The organism is Kitasatospora sp. NPDC001683, from assembly GCF_053596495.1.
Genome location: NZ_JBSFGK010000005.1, coordinates 41,001 through 61,806, shown reverse-complemented (window position 1 = coordinate 61,806; position 20,806 = coordinate 41,001). Strand labels below are relative to the sequence as shown.

At 72.6% G+C, this 20,806-nt stretch carries 17 protein-coding genes; 13 read left to right on the top strand and 4 right to left on the bottom strand.

Translation table 11 applies throughout. The annotated features are described in order from the left end of the window. Positions 1 to 44: 44 nt before the first annotated feature. Positions 45 to 920 (bottom strand): AraC family transcriptional regulator, encoded by an 876-nt coding sequence (locus tag ACWCYO_RS03910; RefSeq protein WP_449783245.1) that lies wholly within the window; start codon positions 918 to 920, stop codon positions 45 to 47. Between the two features lie 503 nt (positions 921 to 1,423). On the opposite strand from ACWCYO_RS03910, the gene ACWCYO_RS03905 reads away from it, so the two are divergent. Beyond that, positions 1,424 to 2,053: a GTP cyclohydrolase II gene (locus tag ACWCYO_RS03905; protein ID WP_270142068.1), complete on the top strand. Its 630-nt coding sequence runs from the start codon at positions 1,424 to 1,426 to the stop codon at positions 2,051 to 2,053. 27 nt (positions 2,054 to 2,080) lie between these two features. Here the strand turns inward: ACWCYO_RS03905 and ACWCYO_RS03900 are convergent, their stop codons facing one another. Further along, positions 2,081 to 4,201, bottom strand: coding sequence for a putative bifunctional diguanylate cyclase/phosphodiesterase (locus ACWCYO_RS03900; RefSeq protein WP_449783244.1), 2,121 nt, complete (start codon positions 4,199 to 4,201; stop codon positions 2,081 to 2,083). 49 nt (positions 4,202 to 4,250) lie between these two features. Then, positions 4,251 to 5,057 carry an SAM-dependent methyltransferase gene (locus ACWCYO_RS03895; protein ID WP_270142072.1) on the bottom strand — a complete coding sequence of 269 codons (807 nt, stop codon included), beginning with the start codon at positions 5,055 to 5,057 and terminating at the stop codon, positions 4,251 to 4,253. Positions 5,058 to 5,390: 333 nt separating this feature from the next. On the opposite strand from ACWCYO_RS03895, the gene ACWCYO_RS03890 reads away from it, so the two are divergent. The 8 genes from ACWCYO_RS03890 (at position 5,391) to ACWCYO_RS03855 (ending at position 14,923) form a co-directional block, all read left to right on the top strand. Then, positions 5,391 to 5,969: an SRPBCC family protein gene (locus ACWCYO_RS03890; RefSeq protein ID WP_449783243.1), complete on the top strand. Its 579-nt coding sequence runs from the start codon at positions 5,391 to 5,393 to the stop codon at positions 5,967 to 5,969. After that, on the top strand, positions 5,959 to 7,173 hold the full coding sequence (locus ACWCYO_RS03885; RefSeq protein ID WP_449783242.1) for an aminotransferase class I/II-fold pyridoxal phosphate-dependent enzyme: 1,215 nt from the start codon (positions 5,959 to 5,961) through the stop codon (positions 7,171 to 7,173). The genes ACWCYO_RS03890 and ACWCYO_RS03885 overlap by 11 nt, the downstream gene beginning before the upstream one ends. A gap of 191 nt (positions 7,174 to 7,364) precedes the next feature. After that, on the top strand, positions 7,365 to 8,744 hold the full coding sequence (gene egtA, locus ACWCYO_RS03880) for an ergothioneine biosynthesis glutamate--cysteine ligase EgtA (protein ID WP_449783241.1): 1,380 nt from the start codon (positions 7,365 to 7,367) through the stop codon (positions 8,742 to 8,744). Then, positions 8,741 to 10,093, top strand: coding sequence for an ergothioneine biosynthesis protein EgtB (gene egtB, locus ACWCYO_RS03875; RefSeq protein ID WP_449783240.1), 1,353 nt, complete (start codon positions 8,741 to 8,743; stop codon positions 10,091 to 10,093). The genes egtA and egtB overlap by 4 nt, the downstream gene beginning before the upstream one ends. Further along, positions 10,093 to 10,842 (top strand): ergothioneine biosynthesis protein EgtC, encoded by a 750-nt coding sequence (gene egtC, locus ACWCYO_RS03870; protein ID WP_270142078.1) that lies wholly within the window; start codon positions 10,093 to 10,095, stop codon positions 10,840 to 10,842. Before egtB ends, egtC begins: the two co-directional genes overlap by 1 nt. 45 nt (positions 10,843 to 10,887) lie before the next feature. Continuing rightward, the gene (gene egtD, locus ACWCYO_RS03865) at positions 10,888 to 11,859 is read left to right on the top strand and encodes an L-histidine N(alpha)-methyltransferase (protein ID WP_270142080.1); all 972 of its coding nucleotides are present in this window, start codon (positions 10,888 to 10,890) and stop codon (positions 11,857 to 11,859) included. Positions 11,860 to 12,091: 232 nt separating this feature from the next. Continuing rightward, the gene (locus tag ACWCYO_RS03860) at positions 12,092 to 13,516 is read left to right on the top strand and encodes a sugar porter family MFS transporter (protein ID WP_270142082.1); all 1,425 of its coding nucleotides are present in this window, start codon (positions 12,092 to 12,094) and stop codon (positions 13,514 to 13,516) included. Positions 13,517 to 13,822: 306 nt separating this feature from the next. Further along, positions 13,823 to 14,923, top strand: coding sequence for a nitric oxide synthase oxygenase (locus tag ACWCYO_RS03855; RefSeq protein WP_449783284.1), 1,101 nt, complete (start codon positions 13,823 to 13,825; stop codon positions 14,921 to 14,923). Between the two features lie 87 nt (positions 14,924 to 15,010). Here ACWCYO_RS03855 and ACWCYO_RS03850 read toward each other — a convergent pair whose 3' ends face one another. Further along, on the bottom strand, positions 15,011 to 15,658 hold the full coding sequence (locus tag ACWCYO_RS03850) for a TetR/AcrR family transcriptional regulator (protein ID WP_449783239.1): 648 nt from the start codon (positions 15,656 to 15,658) through the stop codon (positions 15,011 to 15,013). A gap of 127 nt (positions 15,659 to 15,785) precedes the next feature. Between ACWCYO_RS03850 and ACWCYO_RS03845 the strand changes: the two genes are divergently transcribed. The 4 genes from ACWCYO_RS03845 (at position 15,786) to ACWCYO_RS03830 (ending at position 20,739) form a co-directional block, all read left to right on the top strand. Next, complete coding sequence (locus tag ACWCYO_RS03845; RefSeq protein ID WP_449783283.1) at positions 15,786 to 16,949, top strand: acyl-CoA dehydrogenase family protein; 1,164 nt, start codon at positions 15,786 to 15,788, stop codon at positions 16,947 to 16,949. A gap of 72 nt (positions 16,950 to 17,021) precedes the next feature. Further along, a complete protein-coding gene (locus tag ACWCYO_RS03840) occupies positions 17,022 to 18,221 on the top strand; it encodes a thiolase family protein (protein WP_270142086.1) in 1,200 nt (399 codons plus the stop codon). 67 nt (positions 18,222 to 18,288) lie between these two features. Then, the gene (fabG, locus tag ACWCYO_RS03835) at positions 18,289 to 19,047 is read left to right on the top strand and encodes a 3-oxoacyl-ACP reductase FabG (RefSeq protein WP_270142088.1); all 759 of its coding nucleotides are present in this window, start codon (positions 18,289 to 18,291) and stop codon (positions 19,045 to 19,047) included. A gap of 285 nt (positions 19,048 to 19,332) precedes the next feature. Then, positions 19,333 to 20,739 (top strand): S53 family peptidase, encoded by a 1,407-nt coding sequence (locus tag ACWCYO_RS03830; RefSeq protein WP_270142089.1) that lies wholly within the window; start codon positions 19,333 to 19,335, stop codon positions 20,737 to 20,739. Positions 20,740 to 20,806 lie beyond the last annotated feature (67 nt).

Here is a 20,806-nt window from a genome sequence, read left to right as displayed (position 1 = left end):
CTGTCAGCTGCTGTCCGCTACCTGCACCTGTCAGCCGTTCGCCGTCAGCCGCGCGTGGTCCGCGTCACCGGCATCCAGAGCTCCGCCTCCGCGTCGCCCGTCCCGGGAACGAAGCGGGTCCGCAGGATCTCCGGGCCCGGCCGGGTCTCGTACGGGTTGGACGGGAACCACTGGCTGTAGGTGTCCCCCCACATCTCCTGCAGCGCCTGCGGGAACGGCCCGCTGTTGGTGAACACCGCCCACGTCCCGGCCGGGACGTGCAGGACCTCCAGGTCGTCCGGGACGACGGCGTCCTCGCGCGCCACCACCGCGTGCCAGTAGTCGAGTTCGGACCCCTCCTCCCGGTTCGGCGAGAAGTCGTCGGTCACCGACACGATGCCCAGCGGGTCCTCGGCGGTCAGGGCCGTGATCCGCTCGACGGTCTCCGCGCCGAGCCCCTTGATGAACTCGGCGATGTGCGGGTTGACGCCCTGGTAGATCAGCGGCACCCGGGCCTTCCTGCCGACGATCCGGAAGGCGGGCTTCTCGATGATCCGGTACTCCATGCTGCTGCTTCCCTCCACGATGAGTCGGAAGGACATCCGGGGCTGGGAGATGAGCGCCGCTCCGTCGCGCCGGGCCTCCCCGGGCCCGACCCCGTGCATCGCCCGGAACGCCCGGGCGAACGCCTCCCCCGAGGTGTAGCCGTACCGGACCGCGATGTCGAGCAACGTGTCCGCGCCGTCGAGCACTTCGGCCCCGGCGACGGTCAGCCGCCGGCGCCGGACGTACTCCGACAGCGGCATCCCGGCGAGCATCGAGAACAACCGTCGGAAGTGGTACTCCGACGTCATCGCGATCCGCGCCAGTTCGGCCACGTCGATCTCCTGGTCCAGGTTCCGTTCGATCTGCTCCATCGCCCGGTTCAGGTGCTCCAGCACGCCGACCCCGTCCTTCCCTTGTTGATCACCACCGTAGGAAGGACCCACCCTGCCGTACCCGATGATCGGTGCCCGCTGCGGTCGGGTGCCGATCGTCGGATACCGCTCGCCGGGTGCCGGGCACGAGCGAGGGGGCTCACACCAGGCCCTGGGTCAGCATCGCGTAAGTGGTGGACGCGGAGGTGACGCGGCTCGTCGGCATCTGATCACGACCTTCCGTGGTCGTCGGCGGTCGTGCGCGAGGCGTTCCCGTGGCCAGGAAACGGGAGGAAGTCCCGCAGTGTCCACACCGCGGGTCCCGTCCCTTCCACATGCTGGACCGCCGGACGGGAACACGCGGGGGGAGTGGGGGTGTTGTCCCGCTCCGTGGTCGGGTCGGTCACCAGCGGTATTCAGTTGTTCAAATTGGAACGACCGAGTACGGTCGACATCCGACCCCACCGGATCCAGCCGGATCCGAGACGATCCAACCCGGTCCACCCCCGATCGACGGAGGCCCGTCCATGCCTCAGCCCGGCTCCGCCACGGTGCGCTCGCGCGTGCGCATCCCGCTGACCTTCCCCGACGGCTACCGCGCCGAGGCGGAGGTCTTCACCTTCCACGACCTCGCCGACGGTGCCGAGCACCTGGTGCTCGCGTTCGGCACGGTCCCGGACGGCGGTACGCCGCTGGTGCGGCTGCACTCCGAGTGCCTGACCGGCGACGTCTTCGGCTCGGACCGCTGCGACTGCGGCCCGCAGCTGCGCGAGTCGGTGGAGCTGATCAGCGAGGCCGGCGGCTACCTGCTCTACCTGCGCCAGGAGGGCCGGGGCATCGGGCTGTACAACAAGCTCGACGCCTACGCCCTGCAGGACTCCGGCCTGGACACGTACGACGCCAACACCGCGCTGGGCCTGCCCGAGGACGGCCGGGACTACACCGCGGCCGCCCAGATGCTCGCCACGCTGGGCATCGACGGCATCGACCTGCTGAGCAACAACCCGGACAAGGCCGCGCAGTTGGCCGAGCTCGGCATCACCGTCCGGCGACGGGTGCCGACCGGTGTCCACCTGTCGGCGAGCAACGTCCGCTACCTGACGGCGAAGGTGGAGCGGACCGGCCACTCGATCGAGCTCTCCCGGCTGGTGGGCTGAGCACGACCGGCGGACGAGCGCCCGCGATCACCGCTCCGCGACCGGGCGCCCCTTCGGCTCCTCGACGATCCGGCGGGCGATCTCGGCGGGCCGCACCGGGCGGCCGAAGTGCCAGCCCTGCGCCCAGTCGCAGCCCATCTCGCGCAGCCGCTCGGCGTCCTTGTGGGTCTCCACGCCCTCGGCCGTGACGTTCAGTCCGAGCGCGTGCGCCATCGACACCAGACCGCTGACGATCCGCCACCCGGTGGCCCCGTCCTTCGCCGGATCGTGGAGGTCCCCGACGAAGGAGCCGGCGATCTTCAGCCCGGACACCGGCAGGTCGCGCAGGTAGGCGAGGTTGGACCATCCGGTGCCGAAGTCGTCCACCGCGAGCGACACCCCGAGGTCGACCAGCCCGTGCAGGGTGCGCAGCGCCTCGTCCTCTGGGCCGACCACGGTCGACTCGGTGATCTCCAGCTGCAGCCGGGCCGGGTCCAGGCCGGTGCTGTCCAGGATCCGGCCGAGGTCGGTGACCAGCGCGGCGCTGCGCGCCTGCCGGACCGCCAGGTTGACGTTCAGCTGCGGCGCGGCGTCGCCGTACTGCTTGATCCACTCCGCGGCCTGGCCGCAGGCCTGTTCCAGCACCCAGCGGCCGAGCGGCATGATCAGCCCGGTCTCCTCGGCGGTGGTGACGAACTCGTCCGGGCCGAGCACGCCGAGCTGCGGGTGGCGCCAGCGCACCAGCGCCTCGACGGCGGCCATCCGGCCGTCGGCGAGGCGGTGGAGCGGCTGGTAGTCGATGAAGAACTCGCCGCGGTCCAGGGCGGCCGGCATCCGGACGGACACCGCGTAGCGGCTGACGGCGCGGGCGTTCTCCTTGGGGTCGAAGAGCGTCCAGCGGCCTCGGCCGGCCTCCTTGGCGCGGTACAGCGTCAGATCGGCGGCCCGGACGGCGGCGCCGGGGGTGGTGGTGGACACCCGGCGCTCCAGCACGCCGACGCTGGCGCCGACGGCGAGCCTGTGGTCGCCGATCAGCACCGGTCCGGCCAGCGCCTTGAGCACGGTCTTGGCGGCGGCCACCGCCTCCTGCTCGCCCCGGCTGTTCTCCAGCAGGACGACGAACTCATCGCCGCCGAGCCGGGCGACCAGGTGGCCGAGCGGCGTGAGGGCGGCCTTCAACCGGGCGCCGACGGCGGACAGCAGCTGGTCGCCCATGTCGTGGCCCAGGCTGTCGTTGACCACCTTGAAGCCGTCGAGGTCGACGTAGCAGAGGCCGAAGCGGGCGCCCGGCTCCGGGTCCTCGAACAGCTTCTCCAGCCGTTCGAAGAAGGCGGCGCGGTTGGGCAGGCCGGTCAGCGGATCGTGGGTGGCCTGGTGGCGCAGCCGCTCCTGGAGCCGGTAGCGGTCGGTGACGTCCTCCAGCATCGCGACCTGGTACTGCGGGACGCCGTCGTCGTCGCGGATCAGCGAGACGGTCAGGTGGGTCCAGATCACCTCGCCGTCCTGGCGGTAGTACGGCTTGTCGAACTGGAAGTACTCGCGCTTGCCGCTGATCAGTTCCTCGTACGCCTCCCAGACGCCCGGGGTGTCCTCCGGGTGGACGAGGTCGCCGACCCGGCAGCCGATCATGTCCGTCGGGCCCGCGCCGAACAGGTCCTGCAGCGCCTTGTTGACGGCCAGGATGTTGCCGTCGGTGTCGCCGATCCCGATGCCGATCGCGGCGCTCTCGAACAGGGCGCGGAACCTGGCCTCGGAGGCGCGCAGTGCGCGTTCGGCCTCCTTGCGGGCGGCGTCGGCGGCGGTGCGGATGGCCTCCTGCTCGCGCAGCGTGCGCTCGCGCAGGGCGTTCGCCCAGCCGGCCGCGAAGGCGCCGGTGAGGGCGGGGCCGCGGTCGTCGTCGATCGGCTGGGACTGCAGCAGTTCGACCGCGCGGGCGAGCAGGACGGGGTCGGTGAAGTGCGCGTCGACCAGCTCGGCGCCGGCCTGGGCGGCCAGCCGGGGTTGGAAGGGTTCGTCCTGCTGGGCCCGGTGCAGCAGCGCGGCGGTGCGCGCGACCAGCCGGCGGAGCAGGCCGGGGTGGACGGCGATGCCGTGGTCGGCGGAGAGCAACCGGGACCAGTCGTGGTGGAACCGCTCGGCGCTGCCGTTCACCGCGCTCGCGCCGCTCATCCGGCCGCCCCGGTTCCGCGGCCGACGGTCGCACAGCCGGCGGGACCGTTCAAGGGCGGAACCCCACGCCCGCCAGCCCGGCGATCCGCTCGGGGTGCTCCCCGATCGTGCCGGGCTGGTCCGGGCGCCACCGCGGCAGCGAAACCACGCCGGGCTCGACCACTTCGAACCCGGCGAACATGACGGTGACCTGCTCGTGGGTGCGCATGGTCAGCGGGGTCGGGGTCATCCGGTAGAGGTTCTGGTGGTCCTCGGCCTGATCCGGGCGGGCCTCCAGGGAGGCGTGCGAGAGGGCCAGCGCACTGCCGGCCGGGAGCCGGTCGCGGATGGTGCCGATCAGCCTGCAGGGGTCCTCGTCGTCGCTGACGAAGTGGGCGACGGCAACCAGCAGGACGGCCACCGGCTCGCCCTCGGCCAGCAGTGCGGCCACCTCGGGGCGGTCCAGCAGGTCCTCGACGTCACGCAGGTCGGCCTGGACGACGGCGCTGTCCGGGTCGTCCTCGAGCAGCAGGCGGCTGTGCGCGACGGCGACCGGGTCCCGGTCCACGTACACGACCTTCGCCCCGGGGCGGATCGCGCGGGCGATCTCGTGCACGGCGCCGAAGGTGGGGATGCCGGAGCCGATGTCCAGGAAGCGGGTGATGCCCCGCTCGGCGAGGAAGGTCACGGCGCGGCGCAGGAAGGCCCGGTTGGAGCGCATGATCTGGGGCAGCTCGGGCCACAGGGCGAGCGCCTTGCGGGCCATCTCCCGGTCGACCTCGAAGTTGTGCGAGCCCCCGAGGTAGTAGTCGTAGACCCGTGCGGCGTTCGGTTTGTCCAGGTCCGTACCTTCCGGTACCCAGCTCGGTCGCCGCATGCCTGTGACTCCTTCACTCCGGTTCCGAGGGGTGCAGCGCCTGGGGATGCTGCCGTGACTGATGAGACTACAAGCACGCAAGATCCTGCCCCGCACCCCGAATGGGTGCAAGCGGAGTGCGGACTTCCCCACGATCTGTACGCTTTGCCCGGAATTTTCCGAGTGTTCGATCCATGGCGTTTGATCCCTGGCGTTCGGTTCCTGGCGTTCGGTCCCTGGCGCCGCGCGTCGATCGGTGGGCTCCGGCCCACGGGTGCCACCCACGGGTGCCGACCCGGCGACCGGCCGCCCCGTTCGGCTCTCGGACGGCGGGCGCCCGACTAGGGTGGGCCCGTGGATCCCAACCACTACCGCTTCCGGGGCCTGTGGCGGCTCGCGGCGCCCGCGTCGGCGGCGTACGCGGCGCTGGAGGACTTCGGCGGCTACCCGCGGTGGTGGCCGGAGATCCGCGAGGTACGGCGGACCGGCCCGGAGTCCGGGGAGGTGGTGGTGCGCGCGCTGCTGCCGTACCGACTGGTGATCGACCTCGAGACGCGGCGGCGCGATCCGGCGGCGGGGGTGCTGGAGGCGACGATGCGGGGCGACCTCGAGGGGTGGTCGCGGTTCACCGTCACGCCGGACGGGCCGGACTCGCCGGACGGGCCGGACGGGCCGGACGGCGCGGGGTGCCGGGTGCTGTTCGAGGAGGACGCCAGGCCCGGCAAACCCCTGCTGCGGCACCTCGCCCTGCCGCTGCACCCGGTGTTCCGAGCGAACCACGCGGTGATGATGCGCCGGGGACGCCGGGGTCTGGCGGCTTACCTGGCGGGCGGCCACGGGAGCGGCGCGGGCGGTGGCCACGGCGACGGCGACGGCCACGGCCACGGCCACGGCCACGGAGGGGACGGGGGACGACGAACAGATGACAGCTGACAACTTTCAGCGAACAGATGACAGATTTCGAAATCTGTCATCTGTCAGCGGCCCGCCCACCCCCCGATCCTTCGGCTTCGACACCCCCTTCGACCGCACCGCCACCGGCAGCAGCAAGTGGGCCCGCGCCACCACCCCCGGGGTGATCCCGATGGGCCTGGCGGACATGGACCTGCCCGGCCCGCCCGCCGTCGCCGAGGCCCTGGAACGACGCGCCCGCCACCGCGCGTACGGCTACACCGTCTGTGATCCGGCCGGGCGGACCCTGGTCGCCGACTGGTACCGCGCCCGGCACGGCGCCGAAGTGGATCCCGACTGGGTCCTGCTGCTCCCCTGCGGCCCGCGCACCACCATCCGCCTCCTCTTGGAGACCGTCCGGAGGGACGCCGCCCAGCCGCAGGCCCCCGTCCTCTTCCCCACCCCGGAATGGGGCGGCTTCGCCCAGCTCTGCCGCGCGGCCGGCCTCCCGTACCGCGAACTGCCGCTGCACCTGGGCCCGAACGGCTACCGCTCCCCGCGCGGCCCGTTCCCCCGTTCCGCCGCCGTGCTGCTCAGCAACCCGCACAACCCCTCCGGCACGGTCTGGCCGACCGGCTACCTGCGCGGCCTCGCCGAATGGGCCGCCGAGGCGGACGCCCTGTTCGTCTCGGACGAGGTGCACGGCGACCTCACCCACCCCGGCCACGCCCACCCCGTCGCCGTCACCACCGTCGACCCGGCCCTGCGGCACCGGGTCGTCACCCTGAACTCCGTCGGAAAGACCTTCAACTGCTCCGGCATTCCCAGCAGTTTCGCCCTCGTCCCCGATCCCGGGCTGCGCGCCCGCCTCACCGACACCATGGCCGGCTACGGCCTCTGGGAGGGCGGCCTGCTGGAGCAGACCGTGCAGCGGGCCGCGCTCGGCGAGGGCGGCCCCTGGCTGGACGCGCTGCTCGCCCACCTCGCCGCCGCCCGCGCCGGGCTCACCGACCGCCTCGGCCCCGCCGTCCGCTCCACCCCGCGCGCCTCCTACCTGCTCTGGCTGGACGCCGCCGCCCTCGGCCTGTCGCCCGCGACCGCACGCGCGGCACTGCTGGAGCGCTGCGGCCTGGAGGCCTCCGACGGCGCCGAGTTCGGCCCGGGCGGCGCGGGCTCGCTGCGCCTCAACTACGCCCTGCCGGGCCCCGTGCTGGACACCGTCCTGGAGCGGCTGGACCGCCTGTGACCGGGGCACGTGCCCTGGTCGAGCAGGGCCCGGGCGCGCCTCGCGGCACCACCCCGCAACCCCCCGGATTCACCCGATCGCCACGCTCCTGACCTGCAAAAGCGAACATTCACGCGATATTTGCGAAGCGCCCCCGCATGCTCCGTAGCAGACTGGGCAGGGTAGACCGGGCCGCAATCGTGATCCCGAGGATGGTGAGTCCGGTGATACCGACATCCCGCACCACTCCGCCCGACCGGCAGAGCGCACCGCCGCCCCCGACCGGGGTGACCCCGCTGACCGAATCGGGGGCGCTCAGCCACGTGTCGGGCGTCTGTTTCAAGATCGGACCGCCCCGGCTGGTGGGCGTCGAGGTCGAGTGGTTCGTCCATGACGACCGATGTCCCAGCCGCCCCGTCCAGCCGGAACTGCTCCACGCCGCGCTGGAGTCGCTGCCCCTCGGCGGCCCCGACGGCACCTCGCTCCCCTCCGGTTCGCGCCTCACGCTCGAACCCGGCGGACAGGTCGAGCTCAGCTCCCCGCCCGCCACCGGCCTCCTGGCCTGCGTCGACGACACCCGTCGCGATCTGACCGCCCTGCGAGCCGCCTTCGCGGCGCAGGGCCTCCGACTCACCGGCACCGGGACGGACCCGCTCGCCCGCCCCCGACGGATGGTGCTGGACCACCCCCGCTACCTCGCGATGGAGCGATTCTTCGACTCGGCCGGCCCCTGGGGCCGGGTCATGATGACCGGTACCGCTTCCGTGCAGGTGTGCCTGGACGCCGGCGACACGGACGGTCCGCACACGGTCGAACGGCGCTGGCAACTGGTCCACCGGCTGGGCCCGGTGCTGGTCGCCGCCTTCGCCAACTCCCCGCTGCTGGACGGCAGACCGACCGGCCACCGGTCCACCCGGCAGACCGTCTGGTCCCGGATGGACCCCACCCGCACCCTCGCCCCCGAACCCGACCACGGCGACCCGCGCGAGGCCTGGGCGCAGTACGTGCTGAATGCCCAAGTCCTGTGCGTAAGACGGCCGGAGGGGCTGCCCTGGACGGCCCCGCCGAACCTGACCTTCCGCGACTGGATCCGCGGCGGCGGCGAACGCCCGCCCACGCTGGCCGACTTGGACTACCACAGCACCACGCTCTTCCCGCCGGTGCGCCCGCGCGGCCACCTGGAGCTGCGGATGGTCGACGCCCAGCCCGGGGAGGGCTGGATGGTGGTCACCGCCCTGGTCACCGCGCTGCTGGACGACCCGCTGGCCGCCGACGCCGCGTTCGCCGCCCTGGAGCCGCTGGACGCCCTCGACCGGCAGCAGGGCGCCACCGCCCCGCGGCCGCCGCGCAGCGCGGCCTGGCGCCGCGCCGCCACCCTGGGCGTCGCCGACCCCGAGCTGCGCCGCGCCGCCCTCACCTGCTTCGCCGCCGCCGATGCCGCGCTGGGCCGCCTGCCCGGCGCCGGGCGGCTGCGCACGGCCGTCGCCGAGTTCGCCGAGCGCTACCCCGCGCGCGGCCGCTGCCCTGCCGACGACCAGCTGGACGCCCTGCGCTCCGGCACCCACCGCACGCCCCCGGAGGAGGCACCATGACCGACGTCCGACCGCCCGCCGCTCCGGGGACGGGCACGACCGGCACCGAGGCGCTGCGCGAGACCATCGCCGCCGAACTGCTGGCCGCCCGCGCCCGGACCGCCGCGCTGACCGACTGCGTCGAGGACGCCGACCTCACCGCCCAGCACTCCCCGCTGATGTCCCCGCTGGTCTGGGACCTCGCGCACATCGGCAACCAGGAGGAGCTCTGGCTGCTGCGCAACGTCGGCGGCCGGGACCCGCTGCACCCCGAGATCGACCCGCTGTACGACGCGTTCCAGCACCCCCGGGCCGAGCGCCCCAGCCTGCCCCTGTTGCCGCCCGCCGAGGCCCGCGCGTACGCCCACGAGGTGCGCGGCCGGGTGCTGGACCTGCTGGCCGCCAGCCCGCTGGAGGGCGCGCCGCTGCTGGACGCCGGGTTCGCCTTCGGAATGATCGCCCAGCACGAACAGCAGCACGACGAGACGATGTTGATCACCCATCAGCTCCGCGCGGGCGAACCCGCCCTGGCCGCTCCCCCGCCGCCGCCCGCCCCCGCCGACGCGGCCATCCTGCCGCCCGAGGTCCTCATCCCCGCGGGCCCGTTCACCATGGGCACGGACACCGAGCCGTGGGCGCTGGACAACGAACGCCCGGCGCACACCGTCGACCTGCCGGCCTTCCTCCTGGACACCACCCCGGTCACCAACGCCGCCTACCAGCGCTTCATCGCCGACGGCGGCTACGACGACCCGCGCTGGTGGACCGAGCAGGGCTGGGAGCACCGCCGCCGGGCCGACCTGCGCGCCCCGCTGTTCTGGCAGCGGCAGGACGGCCAGTGGCTGCGCCGCCGCTTCGGCACGGTCGAGCCCGTCCCGCCGAACGAGCCGGTGCTGCACGTCAGCTGGTACGAGGCGGACGCGTACGCCCGCTGGGCCGGACGGCGGCTGCCGACCGAGGCCGAGTGGGAGAAGGCGGCCCGGCACGACCCGGCCACCGGCCGCTCCCGCCGCTACCCCTGGGGTGACGGGCCGCCCGGTCCCGAGCAGGCCAACCTCGGCCAGCGCCACCTGCGCCCGGCCGCCGCCGGCAGCTACCCGGACGGCCAGTCCCCCTACGGTGTCCGGCAGTTGATGGGCGACGTGTGGGAGTGGACGGCCAGCGACTTCCACCCCTACCCGGGATTCCGGGCCTGGCCGTACAAGGAGTACTCGGAGGTCTTCTTCGGGTCCGAGTACAAGGTGCTGCGCGGCGGCTGCTTCGCGGTGGCGCCGGTCGCCTGCCGGGGCACCTTCCGCAACTGGGACTACCCGATCCGGCGGCAGATCTTCTCCGGCTTCCGCACCGCCCGCACCCCGGAGGAGGCCTGATGTGTCGTCACCTCGCCTACCTGGGCGAGTCGGTGGCGCCGCAGGAGCTGCTGGTGCACCCGCCGTACGCGCTGTACCGGCAGTCCTGGGCGCCCCGGACCCAGCAGTACGGGACGGTCAACGTGGACGGCTTCGGCCTGGGCTGGTACGCGGACGGCGACGAACTGCCCGCCCGCTACCGCCGGGCCGGGCCGATCTGGGCGGACGCGACCTTCGCCGACCTCGCCCGGGTGATCCGCACCCGGGCGCTGCTGGCGGCCGTCCGCTCCGCCACCGAGGGCTGCGCGGCGGGCGAGGCCGCGGCCGCGCCGTTCGCCGCCGGGCGCTGGCTGTTCAGCCACAACGGCGCGGTGGCCGGCTGGCCCGGCAAGCTGGACGCGCTGGCCGCCCTGCTGCCGCCCGCCGAGCTACTGGAGCTGGAGGCCCGGAGCGACTCGGCCCTGCTGTGGGCCCTGACCCTGCACCGGCTGCGCCGGGGAGCGAGCCTCGGCGAGGCGCTGACGGGCACGGTGACGGACGTCACCGCGCACACCACCGGGCGGCTCAACCTGCTGCTCACCGACGGCACCGCGCTCGCCGCGACCACCTGGGGCGACACCCTGCACCACCGGAGCCTGCCCGGCCTCGGCACGGTGGTGGCCTCGGAGCCGTACGACGACGACCCGGGCTGGACGCCCGTGCCGGACGGCTCCCTGCTCCTGGCCGACGCCGGGGGCGTCCGGGTCCGGCAGCTCCCGAGCCACTACTGACCTTCCGCTCTCCCTTCATCTTCTGAACAGAGGAACCTCCCTGTCATGGACACCTTCGATCTCATCCGACTGCTGCCGGCCGACCACTTCAGCACCGCCCTGCGCCACGACGTGCGACAGGGGCTGACCTCCGACCCCAAGTGGCTGCCGCCGAAGTGGTTCTACGACGCCCGGGGCAGCGAGCTGTTCGAGGAGATCACCCGGCTGCCCGAGTACTACCCGACCCGCGCCGAGCGGGCCATCCTCACCGCCCGGGCCGGCGAGATCGCCGCCGCCACCCGGGCCCGCACCCTGGTCGAACTGGGCTCCGGCTCCTCCGAGAAGACCCGGCTGCTGCTGGACGCGCTGCGCTCGCTCGACACCCTGGGGAGCTACGTCCCGGTGGACGTCAGCGAGAGCGCGCTGACCGCGGCCGGCGCCGCGCTCGCCGCCGAGTACCCCGGACTGACCGTGCACGGCGTGCTGGCCGACTTCACCGCCCGGCTCGGCCTGCCCCCGGAGGGCGGCCCCCGCCTGGTCGCCTTCCTCGGCGGCACCCTCGGCAACCTGTTGCCGCAGGAGCGCGCCGGCTTCCTGCGCGGCCTGCGCGCCGCCCTCGAGCCGGGCGACTTCCTGCTCCTCGGCACCGACCTGGTCAAGGACCCGGCGGTACTGGTCGCCGCCTACGACGACCGCGCCGGGGTGACCGCCGAGTTCAACCGCAACGTGCTCAACGTGCTCAACCGCGAACTGGGCGCCGACTTCGACCCGACCGCCTTCGAGCACGTCGCACTCTGGGACCCGGCGCAGGAGTGGATCGAGATGCGGTTGCGCTCGGTGCGCTCGCAGACCGTGAAGATCCCCGCCCTGGACCTGCCGGTGCACTTCGACCGGGGCGAGGAGCTGCGCACCGAGGTCTCGGCCAAGTTCCGCCGCGAGCGGGTGGCCGGGGAGCTGATGGCGGCCGGGCTGCGGCTGACCCACTGGTGGACCGACCCCGAGGGCCGGTTCGGGCTCTCGCTGTCCGCCCCGGCCTGAGCCTGGCACGCGAGCCGGGCATTCGGGTCGGGATCCTGGGCCGCGTCAGGCACCGGGATCCGGGGCTGGGTCAGGCGCCGGGATCCGGGCTGGGATCAGGGGGCCTCAATTTGCTTATTCACCTTACGAATTCTCAGAACGACACTTGAGCCGCCTCGCCTACAAGGCTTGAACGAATACGGGTTACGATCTCGGCTATCGAGCTCAGCGTTGAGTACCAGGAGTCAAGATCGTGAGCGTCACCCAGAAGCCCTCCGGGGCGGCCGAGGCCACCGCCTCCGGCCGCCTCGGCTTCGTCGTCTTCATCACCGCCGCCGCAGCCCTCGGCGGCTTCCTGTTCGGCTACGACAGCTCCGTGATCAACGGCGCCGTCTCCGGCATCCAGGGAAAGTTCGGAGTCGGCAGCGGCGAGACCGGCCTGATCGTCTCCTCGGCGCTGCTGGGCTCGGCGGTCGGCGCGGCGCTGGCCGGCCGGTTCGCCGACCGCTACGGCCGCATCAAGGTCATGAAGGCGGGCGCGCTGCTGTTCGCGGTCAGCGCCGTCGGCTCGATGCTGCCCTTCTCCCCCTGGGACCTCGCCCTGTGGCGCGTCCTCGGCGGCGCGGCCATCGGCATCGCCTCGGTGATCGCCCCGACCTACATCGCCGAGGTCGCGCCGACCAAGTACCGGGGTCGGCTGGCCTCCTTCCAGCAGGCCGCGATCGTGCTCGGCATCGCGATATCCCAGCTGGTCAACTGGGTGCTGGCGGACGTCGCCGGCGGTGACACCCGTGGCCACCTGCTCGGCCTGGAGGCCTGGCAGTGGATGCTGGGCATCTGCGTGATCCCGGCCGTGGTCTACTTCGTGCTGTCCTCGATGATCCCCGAGTCCCCGCGCTACCTGATCCAGGCCGAGCGCCTGGACGACGCCCGCAAGGTGCTGGCCCAGGTCGAGGGCGAGGGCACCGACACCGACGCCCGGATCGCCGAGATCCGGTCGCTGATCGCCTCCGACCACCGCCCGCGCTTCCGCGACCTGCTCGGCGGCCGCTTCGGTCTGCTCCCGATCGTCTGGGTCGGCATCGGCCTGTCGGTCTTCCAGCAGCTGGTCGGCATCAACGTGATCTTCTACTACTCGTCGATCCTGTGGCAGTCGGTCGGCATCGACCAGAGCAACTCGCTGCTGATCAGCTTCATCGGCTCGGTCATCAACATCCTCGGCACCGTGATCGCGATCCTGCTGGTCGACCGGATCGGCCGCAAGCCGCTCGCCCTGATCGGCTCGGCCGGCATGGCCGTCACCCTCGCCGCGGCCGGCTGGGCGTTCTCCTCCGCGACCGGCTCCGGCGACAACGTCTCGCTGCCCGACCTGCAGGGCACCGTCGCGCTGATCTCCGCCAACGCCTTCGTGCTGTTCTTCGCGATGTCCTGGGGCGTGGTCGTCTGGGTGATGCTCGGCGAGATGTTCCCCAACCGGGTCCGCGCCGCCGCGCTGTCCGTCGCCGCCTCCGCGCAGTGGATCGCCAACTGGGCGATCACCGTGTCGTTCCCGTCGCTCTCGCGCTGGAACCTCTCGGCGACCTATCTGGTGTACGCGGCCTTCGCGGCGCTGTCGATCGTCTTCGTGGCGAAGTTCATGAAGGAGACCAAGGGCGTCCGACTGGAGGACATGGGCTGACCAGTCCGTCCATCGGCTGCTCGGACCGTCCGACGGTCCGACGATCAGTCCTTCGGCCCCCGTACCCTAGCGCGCTGAGCCCGGGTGCGGGGGCCGAATCGTTCACTCCCTGCGGTGGGCCCACGACCTCCGGTACTCCTGTGCGGCAGGAGGGATGTGTCCTTGATCTTCAACCGGCTTCGCCCCCGCAGACCCGCCACCGCCCCGAGCGGCGGCTGCCCGTACGCCCACGCCCACCCGGCCCACGCCCCGGGCGCGTTCCCGCCGCCCCCGCAGGTGCCCGCACCGCACTGGCCCGGCCCGCAACTGCCGTCCGCGCCCGCGCCGTTCACCGACCCCGACCGGGCGGCCGAGTTCATCCGCCAGTTCCACCGCGAGCAGCCCGCCGCCGGTGACCCGGAGCCGAGGCTGGGCGCCGTCCGGGAGGAGATCGACCGCACCGGCAGCTACCGGCACACCCCCGCCGAACTCGCCTACGGCGCAAAGCTCGCCTGGCGCAACGCCGCCCGTTGCATCGGTCGGCTGTACTGGCGCAGCCTGGTGGTCCGCGACCTGCGCCACCTGTCCGCCGCCGACGACATCGCCGCCGAGTGCTTCGAGCACCTGCGGCTGGCGAGCAACGGCGGCCGGATCCGCCCGGTGGTCTCGGTGTTCGCCCCCGACCGCCCGGGCCGCCCGGCCGCGCGGATCCTCAACCAGCAGCTGGTCCGCTACGCCGGGCACCGGGTCGACGGCGCCGTGGTCGGCGACCCGGCGGGCACCGCGCTCGCCGCCCGGGCCCGCGAGCTCGGCTGGAAGTGCGCCGAGGACCGCTTCGAGGCACTGCCGTTGCTGGTCCAGGAACGCCCGGGCGAGCGCCCGCGCTGGTATGAGCTGCCGGACGACACCACCCTCGAGGTGCCGCTGAGCCACCCCGAGCACACGTGGTTCGCCGAGCTCGGGCTGCGCTGGTACGCGGTGCCCGCGATCAGCGACATGACGCTGGAGATCGGTGGCGTCCGCTACCCCACCGCGCCATTCAACGGCTGGTACATGGGCACCGAGATCGGTGCCCGCAACCTCGCCGACGCCGACCGCTACGACATGCTCGGCACCGTCGCCGAGCGGCTGGGCCTGGACACCTCCAGCGACCGCACGCTCTGGCGCGACCGCGCCCTGGTCGAACTCAACGTCGCGGTGCTGCACTCGTTCCAGGAGGCCGGGGTGACGATCGCCGACCACCACACCGAGTCGGAGCGCTTCCTCAAGCACGTCGCCCAGGAGCAGCGGCTGGGCCGCCCGACCCCGGCGGACTGGAGCTGGATCGTGCCCCCGGTCTCCGGCGGACTGACGCCGGTCTACCACCGGTACTACGACCCGGTGGACCCGGAGCAGCGGCCGGCCTTCCTCGCCCGCGAGCCCTGGTAGGACGCGATGGAACGCGGTGGGACGCAGTAGACCGCGAGAGAGCGCGATAGGACGCAGGAGGACGCGGGCCAGAAGGGACCGGCGGTCCTACGCCGACCGCGCGGGCAAGCGCTCGAAGCGCAGGACGAGGCCGTCCAGCAGCGCCTCGAGCCCGGTCTCGAAGGCGCCCTCGTCGACCGTCCCCCGGTGCCCGGCGAGCCGGTGCGCCTCGCCGAGGTGCGGGTAGTCGGCCGCGTCGTAGACCTCGGCGTCCGCCGGGAAGCCGGCCGCGAAGGAGGCGAGTGCGGAGCCGGTGACGAAGTAGCGCATCAGCGCGCCGATCCGGGTGGCCTGGCCGCGCGGCCAGCCGGATTCGACCAGGTGCCCGAAGACCGCGTCGGCCAGGCGCAGCGCGTTGGGCCGCCGCCCCGGCCCCTGGGCGAGCACCGGGACGATGTTGGGGTGGGCGGCCAGCGCGGCGCGGTAGGAGCGCGCCCAGGCGTGCAGCGCGTCCGGCCAGGGGGTGCCCGGGCGGCTGAACATCGACAGGTCGACTTCCCCGATGACGCTGTCCACCACCGCGTCCAGGAGTTCGTCCTTGGTGGCGAAGTGGTTGTAGAGCGACGGCCCGCTGACCGAGAGCTCGGCGGCGAGGCGGCGGGTGGAGAGGACCTCCAGCCCTTCGTCGTCGATCAGCCGCAGAGCGGCGGCGACGATCCGGTCGCGGCTGAGCAGCGGGGTGCGCGGGCGGGCCATCGGGTCGCTACCTCCGGTCGGGTGGGTGAGGACCGATTCTGGCAGGTGCCCCTTCCCAGCACGGCGGGTCGGAGCTACAGTCCCCTGGTAAAACTTGCAGCGCTAGTTTAACGAGGTGGGCACCGCCGTGAACCTGGAGTTGTCCGAGGAGCAGAGCGCCGTCCGGGACCTCGCCGCCTCCTTCACCGACCGCGAGATCGTGCCGTACGCCGCCGAGTGGGACCGCGCCGAGTCGGTGGACCGCGCGATCGTCGGCAAGCTCGGGAAGGTCGGCTTCCTCGGCCTGACCATCCCCGAGGAGTACGGCGGCAGCGGCGGCGACCACCTCGCGTACTGCCTGGTCCTGGAGGAGCTCGGGCGCGGCGACTCGGCCGTGCGCGGGATCGTCTCGGTCTCGCTCGGCCTGGTCGGCAAGTCGATCAACGGCTTCGGCACCGAGGAGCAGAAGCGGCACTGGCTGCCCCGGCTCACCTCGGGCGAGGCGCTCGGCTGCTTCGCGCTCACCGAGCCCGGCACCGGCTCGGACGCCGCCAACCTCACCACCCGGGCGGTCCGCGACGGCGACGACTGGCTGATCAGCGGCGCCAAGACCTTCATCACCAACGGCACCTGGGCCGACGTCGCGCTGGTCTTCGCCCGCACCGGCGGCGACCGTCCCGAGCAGCAGGGTCACCGGGGCATCACCGCCTTCCTGGTCCCCACCGACCTGCCCGGCTTCGGCCGCACCGAGATCCACGGCAAGCTCGGCCTGCGCGGCCAGGCCACCGCCGAACTCGCCCTGGACGGCGTCCGGGTGCCCGACGGCGCCCGGCTCGGCGAGGTCGGCAAGGGTTTCACGGTGGCGATGGCGGCGCTGGCCAAGGGGCGGATGTCGGTCGCGGCCGGCTGCGTCGGCATCGCCCGGGCCTGCCTGGAGGCCGCGGTCCGCTACGCGGGCGAGCGCGAGCAGTTCGGCAAGCCGATCGCCTCGCACCAGCTCGTCCAGGAGCTGCTGGCCGGCATCTCGGTGGACGTCGAGGCCGCCCGGCTGCTCACCTGGAAGGTCGCCGACCACATCGAACGCGGCCTGCCGTTCGCCACCGAGTCCTCCGTCGCCAAGCTCTTCGCGAGCGAGGCCGCCGTCCGGGCCGCCAACAACGCGCTACAGGTGTTCGGCGGTTACGGCTTCATCGACGAGTACCCCGTCGGCAAGTACCTGCGCGACGCCCGCGTGATGACCCTCTACGAGGGCACCAGCCAGATCCACCAACTGCTCATCGGGCGCGCCCTGACCGGCGTCAACGCCTTCTGAGCTCCGCAAGACCATCGCCGCAAGCGCATCCCACCCCCAGCGCATCCCACCCCTCTCGACAAGGAGCACGACGTGCGTCCCGTCTACTTCGCCGCAGCCCGCCGCACACCCATCGGCCGGCTGCGCGGAGCGCTCGCCACGGTCCGCCCGGACGACCTCTCGGCCACCGTGCTGCGCGCCCTGCTCGCCGACGTACCCGCCCTCGATCCGGCCCGCATCGACGACGTCTACTGGGGCGCCGCCAACCAGGCCGGCGAGGACAACCGCAACGCCGCCCGGATGGCCGTCCTGCTGGCCGGCCTGCCGGAGAGCGTCCCCGGAGCCACCGTCAACCGGCTCTGCGCCTCCGGCCTGGAGGCCGTCACCCTCGCCGCCCGGGCGATCGGCTCCGGCGAGGCCGACGTGGTGCTGGCCGGCGGCTGCGAGTCGATGACCCGCGCGCCCTTCGTGCTGCCCCGCCCCGACGAGGCGCTGCCGCACCGGATCGAGACCCACGACACCCGGCTCGGCTGGCGGCTCACCAACCCGCGGATGGCCGAGCTGCACGGCGTGCTCAGCATGGGCGAGACCGCCGAGGAGGTGGCGAGCCGGTACGGCATCGGGCGCGAGCGCCAGGACGCCTTCGCGCTGCGCAGCCACCAGCGGGCCGCCGCCGCCCGCAAGGACGGGCACTTCGACGCCGAGCTGATCCCGGTCGAGCGCCCGGACGGGGTGACGGTGACCCAGGACGAGGGCATCCGCGAGGACACCAGCCTGGAGAAGCTCGGCAGGCTCAAGCCGGCCTTCCGTCAGGGCGGCACCGTCACGGCCGGGAACGCCTCGCCGATGAACGACGGCGCGGCCGGACTGGTCCTGGTCAGCGAGGAGGCGCTGCGCGACCTCGGGCTGCAACCGCTCGGCCGGTACGTGGCCGGGGCCTCGGCCGGGGTGCACCCGGACGTCATGGGCATCGGTCCGGTGCCGGCCACGGCCAAGGTACTCGGGCGGGCCGGGTGGAACCTCGCCGACCTGGACACCGCCGAGCTGAACGAGGCCTTCGCCGCCCAGGCGCTGGCCTCCGCCGACGGCATCGGGTTCAGCCCGGAGCGGGCCGACGAGATCGTCAACCCGAGCGGCGGGGCGATCGCCCTCGGCCACCCGCTGGGCGGCTCGGGCGCCCGCATCCTCACCACCCTGCTGCACCGGATGCGCCGCACCGGCGCCCGGCGCGGCCTGGCCACGATGTGCGTGGGCGTGGGGCAGGGTACGGCCGTGCTGGTCGAGAACGTCTGAGTCGATTTTCCGATGAGTTCTGAATGGATTTTCCGGTGAGCGGGGTCCGATGAGTGGAGGAACTGGCATGACGCGTTTCGCAGGAAAGGTCGCCGTGGTGACCGGCGCGGCGCAGGGCATCGGCGCGGCCACCGCCCGCCGGCTGGCGGAGGAGGGCGCGGCCGTCGCGGTGGTCGACCTGACCGCCGAGCGGGCGGCCGGGACGGTCGCCGAGATCACCGCCAAGGGCGGCACCGCCCGGGCCTACGGCTGCGACGTGGCCGACTACGACGCCGTCGAGGCGGTGTTCGCGCGGGTCGCGGAGGAGCTCGGCGGGCTGCACATCCTGGTGAACAACGCCGGGATCACCCGGGACAACCTGTTCTTCAAGATGCCAAAGGCCGACTGGGACACCGTCCTGACGGTCAACCTGACCAGCGCGTACAACTGCAGCCACGTGGCGCAGAAGTACATGGTGGCGCAGAAGTACGGCAAGATCGTCTCGCTCAGCTCGCGCTCCGCGCTCGGCAACCGGGGCCAGGCCAACTACGCGGCCGCCAAGGCCGGCATCCAGGGGCTCACCGCGACCCTGGCGATCGAGCTCGGACCGTTCAACATCAACGTCAACGCCGTCGCCCCCGGCTACATCGCCACCGCGATGACGGCGGCCACCGCCGAGCGGGTCGGCGCCACCGCCGAGGACCACCAGACCGAGGTGGCCGCCCGCACGCCGCTGCGCCGGGTCGGGCAGCCGGAGGAGATCGCCTCGGTGGTCGCCTTCCTGGCCAGCGAGGAGGCCTCTTACGTGAGCGGGCAGACACTCTACGTCAACGGCGGGGCCCGGTAGTTCCGGCAGTCGCGGAAATTCGGTGGCTCCGATTGAAGTGAGTGGGTAGTGGGTAGATACGGTTAATATTCATTGAATATTACTGACGTGTCATCACATGGCCGTCCCAGGTGCGTGGTTACTTTCCCCTGGGACGGCCTTTACCTTTTCGCGTGGCCGATCATGACCATGCACCCACGCAGACGACCCCACCAAATGACTATGGCATGATCATGCGGCACTCGATGGGATGTCCGAACCGACCCGACCCGACCTGGTCGGGCCCTCTGCGTCCCAAGGAGTCCCATGGGCAGCCCCGCCACCCTCCGCCGTGCCCTGGCTCTGCTCGCCGTGGGGGCCACCGCCCTCACCGCCGGCACCATCGCCGTTCCGGCCGTCGGCGCCGCGACCGCCGCCCCCGCGCACGACCTCTCGGGCGTGCACGTCCGCCCGGCCTCCTTCGGCCACCACCTCGCCACGACCCGCCCGGCACCGCTGACCACCACTCAGTGCGTCAGCCAGATCGGCATCCACTGCTACTCGCCGCTGCAGTACCGGAACGCCTACAACCTGAACCCCCTGTACCAGGAGGGCGTCACCGGCAAGGGCCGCACGATCGTCATCGTCGACTCCTTCGGCTCCCCGACCATCCAGCACGACCTGGAGGTCTTCGACAAGCAGTGGGGCATCCAGGACACCCAGGTCGAGGTGCGGAAGTGGGGCAACGTCCCCGCCTTCGACCCGAAGAACCCCGACCACACCGGCTGGGCCGGCGAGACCACCCTGGACGTCGAGTACGCCCACGCGATCGCCCCCGACGCGCACATCGTCCTGGTCGAGACCGGCGTCGCCGAGACCGAGGGCACCACCGGTCTGCCCGAGATGATGGACGCCGAGAAGGACCTCATCAAGAAGGGCATCGGCGACGTCATCTCGCAGAGCTTCGGCGCCACCGAGAACACCTTCCCGGGCTACGACAAGGGCGACTTCAAGTCGCTGACCGACCTGCGCTACGCCTTCAAGGCCGCCGCCGCCCGCAACGTCACCGTCCTCGCCGCCTCCGGCGACAACGGCGCGACCGACGCGCAGTCCAACGGCACCGACCTGTACCAGTTCAAGGTCAACTCCTGGCCGTCCTCGGACCCGCTGGTGACCTCCGTCGGCGGCACCCAGCTGACCCTGGACGACAAGGGCAACCGCACCGCGGCCGACAAGGTGTGGCACGACAAGTCCGGCGCCGGCGGCGGCGGCGTGTCGGGCATCTTCGACCGCCCGTGGTACCAGGCCGGCGTCGCGAACGTCACCGGCAACCACCGCGGCACCCCCGACATCAGCATGAGCGCGGCCGTCGACGGCGCCGCCTGGACCTACGAGTCCTACGACCCGACCGCGGTCGGCTGGCACCTCACCGGCGGCACCAGCGAGGCCACCCCGCTGTTCTCGGGCGTCGTCGCCCTCGCCGACCAGCTCGCCGGCCACCGCCTCGGTCAGATCAACCCGAGCCTGTACGGCCTGAGCCTGCTCCCGAGCAACTGGAGCGGCATCGTGGACGTCAAGGAGGGCGACAACGGCTGGGGCGGCGTCACCGGCTACAACGCCACCGAGGGCTACGACCTCGCGAGCGGCCTCGGCACCATCGACGGCACCAAGTTCGTCCACGCGATCGCCGGCGACTTCCAGATCGGCGACAACAGCCAGGGTGACGAGCAGTAAGCAGTCGTGTCGGTTGATGCCTTGAGCAGCCAACAAGCTGACAGCTGACAAGTAACAGCGAACGGAT

Bases quoted from the DNA above. Each gene is read 5' to 3' on its own strand.
- ACWCYO_RS03905 (WP_270142068.1), top strand. From the start codon at position 1,424: ATGCCTCAGCCCGGCTCCGCCACGGTGCGCTCGCGCGTGCGCATCCCG.
- ACWCYO_RS03900 (WP_449783244.1), bottom strand. From the start codon at position 4,201: ATGAGCGGCGCGAGCGCGGTGAACGGCAGCGCCGAGCGGTTCCACCAC.
- ACWCYO_RS03895 (WP_270142072.1), bottom strand. From the start codon at position 5,057: ATGCGGCGACCGAGCTGGGTACCGGAAGGTACGGACCTGGACAAACCG.
- ACWCYO_RS03885 (WP_449783242.1), top strand. From the start codon at position 5,959: ATGACAGCTGACAACTTTCAGCGAACAGATGACAGATTTCGAAATCTG.
- egtA (WP_449783241.1), top strand. From the start codon at position 7,365: ATGGTGAGTCCGGTGATACCGACATCCCGCACCACTCCGCCCGACCGG.
- egtB (WP_449783240.1), top strand. From the start codon at position 8,741: ATGACCGACGTCCGACCGCCCGCCGCTCCGGGGACGGGCACGACCGGC.
- egtC (WP_270142078.1), top strand. From the start codon at position 10,093: ATGTGTCGTCACCTCGCCTACCTGGGCGAGTCGGTGGCGCCGCAGGAG.
- egtD (WP_270142080.1), top strand. From the start codon at position 10,888: ATGGACACCTTCGATCTCATCCGACTGCTGCCGGCCGACCACTTCAGC.
- ACWCYO_RS03850 (WP_449783239.1), bottom strand. From the start codon at position 15,658: ATGGCCCGCCCGCGCACCCCGCTGCTCAGCCGCGACCGGATCGTCGCC.
- fabG (WP_270142088.1), top strand. From the start codon at position 18,289: ATGACGCGTTTCGCAGGAAAGGTCGCCGTGGTGACCGGCGCGGCGCAG.
- ACWCYO_RS03830 (WP_270142089.1), top strand. From the start codon at position 19,333: ATGGGCAGCCCCGCCACCCTCCGCCGTGCCCTGGCTCTGCTCGCCGTG.